The 3,939-nt window shown below is 44.4% G+C and carries 5 protein-coding genes; 2 read left to right on the forward strand and 3 right to left on the reverse strand.

Going from position 1 to position 3,939, the window contains the following annotated elements; translation table 11 throughout:
- Positions 1 to 359 (reverse strand): dCMP deaminase family protein (locus tag F7C14_RS10525; protein WP_290902673.1); only part of this gene is annotated, 359 nt, incomplete at its 3' end.
- 105 nt (positions 360 to 464) lie between these two features.
- On the opposite strand from F7C14_RS10525, the gene F7C14_RS10530 reads away from it, so the two are divergent.
- Both F7C14_RS10530 and F7C14_RS10535 read left to right on the forward strand, forming a co-directional pair.
- Positions 465 to 1,103: a hypothetical protein gene (locus F7C14_RS10530; RefSeq protein WP_290902676.1), complete on the forward strand. Its 639-nt coding sequence runs from the start codon at positions 465 to 467 to the stop codon at positions 1,101 to 1,103.
- Positions 1,104 to 1,142: 39 nt separating this feature from the next.
- Positions 1,143 to 1,793: a Yip1 family protein gene (locus F7C14_RS10535; RefSeq protein WP_290902679.1), complete on the forward strand. Its 651-nt coding sequence runs from the start codon at positions 1,143 to 1,145 to the stop codon at positions 1,791 to 1,793.
- Positions 1,794 to 1,796: 3 nt separating this feature from the next.
- Here the strand turns inward: F7C14_RS10535 and F7C14_RS10540 are convergent, their stop codons facing one another.
- Both F7C14_RS10540 and F7C14_RS10545 read right to left on the reverse strand, forming a co-directional pair.
- Positions 1,797 to 3,785: a heavy metal translocating P-type ATPase gene (locus F7C14_RS10540; protein ID WP_290902681.1), complete on the reverse strand. Its 1,989-nt coding sequence runs from the start codon at positions 3,783 to 3,785 to the stop codon at positions 1,797 to 1,799.
- A gap of 5 nt (positions 3,786 to 3,790) precedes the next feature.
- On the reverse strand, positions 3,791 to 3,939 hold a 149-nt coding region (locus F7C14_RS10545), incomplete at its 5' end, for an SHOCT domain-containing protein (RefSeq protein WP_367114370.1).

The raw sequence follows: 3,939 nt of genomic DNA on the forward strand, positions 1-3,939 counted from the left end.
ACTCTAACTATTCCGGCGTTGATTATCATTTTTGCGCACATTATACAAGGTTGATGGGTTGTATAAAGCGTGGCACCCTTTATGCTTACCCCGTGAACGGCTGCTTGTATTATCGCGTTCTGCTCAGCGTGAACGGCTCTACACAACTCATGCCTTTCTCCGCTTGGAACGTTTAACTCCTCCCTTAAACAGCCTATGTCCAAGCAATGGGGTAAACCCATGGGAGCACCGTTGTAACCGGTGGAGAGAATTCTCTTGTCCTTCACGATCACAGCGCCAACGTTTTGCCTCAGGCAGGTTGAACGTTTTGCAACGACTTTCGCTATCTCCATAAAGTACTCGTCAAGACTCGGTCTCATCGTTCTGGAATTGATGTGGGAAGATAAAACGCTATCGACGAAATTATTAGGGAAAGCAATTAAGAGTCATGGAGGCTATTTATTAACGTGTTAAAATTGCCAAGAATGCACGGAAGCTGGAGTATTTGGTTGATTTCAACGACTTTCGCTTTTCTAATAACGAGGAGTTTCGACCCTCTGATTTTCCTTACGGTAGTTCTGTTTCTCTTCTCTGTAGAGCCAGCTTACGGGTTAATTTCCGAAAGAAAAGTGGACATAAGCTTGTTGATTCCGATCCTCTTCGCTCTTTCCCTTTTAATTATCGCTACAACAAATAAAAGCGTTATACCATTCATCGTAGTTTATTCTCTTTTGTTAGCTCTTCAGATCAAGCTCAAGGACAACGTAGGAGCGTTTACCGGAATTGGATCAATTGTTATGACTTTTCCCTTTCCTCTTATAACCTCCTACTTTTCCATCGACCTTCTCCCAATTCTGAGAGCCTTGCTTTTCCTTATCTTGGTTGTCGTGTTTTCTTTCTCCTTAGTTCTTTACAGGAATAAGAATAAGAAGACCCTCGCTCTAACATCTTTTGCTTTGCTTCTCGTCTACTCCTTTTCCCCAACGATAGCCTATGGGCTATTTTTTGTTGTAACGGCACTGCTGTTTCTGGTGGTGAAGAGGGTGAGTTTGAAGGGTGTGGGGAAAAGTTTGCTAACGTATCAATTCTTCTCGATTTTCATTTACCAATTTCTATTTTTGTAGAGCGGAAAAGTTTTAATGTCTAATTGAATTTTGAAAAGCATGGAGTTAATATCCGATCCGAACAGATTTTTCGAAAAGCTTGCTGAGAAGGAGACAAAGCTGCTGAAACCGGTTTTGGCTGTAATCCTCCCGATGTCGATTTTGGGTGGAATCTATCAGTACGTAATCTCCATGAAATTGGCTGAAGCGTTCGTTGGTGATGTAGCTTTCGTCTTTAAGCTGGTAGCCTATCTTGGAGTGGTTTTCGCTCTCATAACGTCTTTCGTCAGCTGGCTGATTCTGACATTAATAATGTTCGCTCTCTCAGCCCTTTTCGGCGGAGAGGGGAGCTTTAGGAAAACACTCGAATCTGTAGGTTACGGATTCTTCCCATTTTTAATATCAAGCCTTATAAAAACACCTCTCACCGTAAAGTATGCTCTTGAAGCGGAACTGCCGAAAATAAGTATGAACACAATTAAGGAAAATCCTGAAGCGGTAGACCTCGTTGTGAAGAGCTTGCTTCCTTCGGAGGTTATCTATTCTTCAGCAGTAATAAACGTGGCAGCCACCGTTTGGGCTGTGGTCATGTGGAGCTTCGCTTTGAAGCACTCAAGAAATCTCGAATTTCGAAAAGCTTTTGTGTCAGCATCTCTTCCAGCGGTTCTCTACACGGCCTATCAGCTCTGGACTTTACTGAGACTTCTCTAAGTTTTATTTCAAGAGTTTAGCGTTTATAGCTACTATCACCGTGCTTAAAGACATTAAAGCAGCTCCTATAGCTGGAGTGAGTAGTACGCCGATGCCGTAAGCAACTCCCGCTGCTAAGGGTATTGCCACGCTGTTGTAGCCAGTAGCCCAAAGCAAGTTCTGCAACATTTTTCTGTAGGTTTTCTTCGAAAGCTCTATGATATCCACCACATCTCTCGGATCGCTCCTGACGAGGATTATATCTGCGGTTTCTATCGCAACGTCCGTTCCGGCTCCGATAGCTATCCCAACGTCAGCCTGAGCTAAAGCCGGAGCGTCGTTAATTCCGTCACCAACCATCGCAACGACGAACTTCTCCTGAACTCTCTTTATTATCTCAGCTTTTTCATGGGGTAAAACTTCGGCGAAGAATTCATCCAAGCCGAGTTCCTCGGCGACTTTTTCAGCCACGACTTTGCTATCTCCAGTAAGCATCATGCACTTAATTCCCATGTCCTTAAGCTTTCGTATCGCTTCCTTAGACTCCGGCTTAACTTTGTCTGCGAGAGCAATCGCTCCAATCGCTTTATCATCTTTAACGAGGTAGACGACAGTCTTACCTCTTATTGCCTCTTCCGGTATGTCAACTTCAATCCCTTTCTCTTTCAAATATCCGGGGCTGACGATCCTGTAGAACTCCCCGTTAACCTTGGCTTCAACACCTTTCCCGGGAATTGCTTTGAATTCTTCGACTTTCAAAAGCTCAATTCCTCTCCTTTTTGCCTCTTCAACTATGCTTCTTGCAATCGGATGCTCGGAATTTACTTCTATGCTTGCGGCAATTTTCAGAACATCCTCATTTTCGCTGAAAGAGAAAACGTCGGTGACGCCGAACTTACCTTCGGTTAGAGTTCCAGTTTTATCGAAAACTACTGCTTCGACCTCCTTAACTCTCTCAAAAGCCTGCCTGTTTCTTATGAGCAATCCGTTCTTAGCAGCTAAAGAGGTTGAAACTGCCACGACAAGCGGAACAGCCAATCCCAACGCATGAGGGCAAGAGATAACCATCACAGTAACTGCTCTCTCAACAGCGAAAGCCAAGTCCATTCCGAAGAATATCCACGCTGTGAATGTTATGAATCCAGCGGTTAGAGCGATGATCGTGAGTAGAAACGCTGCTTTATTTGCTAAATCTTGAGTTTTCGATTTGCTCTCCTGAGCGGCTTTAACGAGCTCTATTATCTGGCTGAGGTACGTATCTTTTCCTGTTTTTTCAACCTGCACCTTCAAAGAACCTTGGAGGTTTATCGCCCCTCCTATTACTTTCTCCCCTTTCTTTTTCAAAACTGGTTTACTCTCTCCGGTTAGCATGGATTCATCTACGTAGCTTTCCCCTTCCATCACAATTCCATCAACGGGAATTTTCTCTCCGGGTTTGACGAGGACGAGGTCTCCGGGTTTTAACTCTTCCACCGGAACTTCCCTTATCTCGCCGTTTTTAATTAAATGAGCCGTTGACGGCATAATTTTAACGAGCTCTTCCAAAGCTCTCGAAGCTCCGAGGACGGACTTCATCTCTATGTAATGCCCAAGAAGCATGATATCGATAAGGGTCGCCAGCTCCCAGAAGAAGTATTTCCCTTCCAATCCAAAAACGACAGCTGAGCTGTAGACGTAGGCGGAGGTGATAGCAACGGATATTAACGTCATCATTCCGGGGGTTTTCTTTTTAAACTCGTCGAAAAATCCCTTGAAGAAGGGGTATCCGCCGTAGAAGTAAACAATGGAGGAGAGTAGGAAAAGGACGAGCTCTCTCCCCGGAAATTTGAGTGAGTAGTTGAAAACTTCCTGAATGAGCGGTGAGAGTATCAGGATTGGGATAGTAAGTGCTGTGGAGATGTAGAATCTCCTCTTGAAGTCCTCCATCATGTGCTCGTGGTGTTCGTGATGCATTTTTTTATGCTCGTGCTTAGCTTCTTTCATCTCATCGGCATGATGCTTGTGCTCTTCCATACAAGTCACCCTTCGATCTCCCTCTTCATTCTTTCAAATTCCTCCTTTGTGATCTCCCCTCTTGCGTACCTCTCCTTCAGAATTTCCAGTGCACTAATCTTTTTCTCCTCCGCTTTACTCTCCCTCACAGCAAGGTAAACGAGGAGGAAAACTA

Source organism: Ferroglobus sp. (assembly GCF_015521575.1).
Taxonomy (GTDB): domain Archaea; phylum Halobacteriota; class Archaeoglobi; order Archaeoglobales; family Archaeoglobaceae; genus Ferroglobus.

Coding starts and splice junctions, on each gene's coding strand:
- F7C14_RS10530 (WP_290902676.1), top strand. CDS start 465: ATGCACGGAAGCTGGAGTATTTGGTTGATTTCAACGACTTTCGCTTTT.
- F7C14_RS10535 (WP_290902679.1), top strand. CDS start 1,143: ATGGAGTTAATATCCGATCCGAACAGATTTTTCGAAAAGCTTGCTGAG.
- F7C14_RS10540 (WP_290902681.1), bottom strand. CDS start 3,785: ATGGAAGAGCACAAGCATCATGCCGATGAGATGAAAGAAGCTAAGCAC.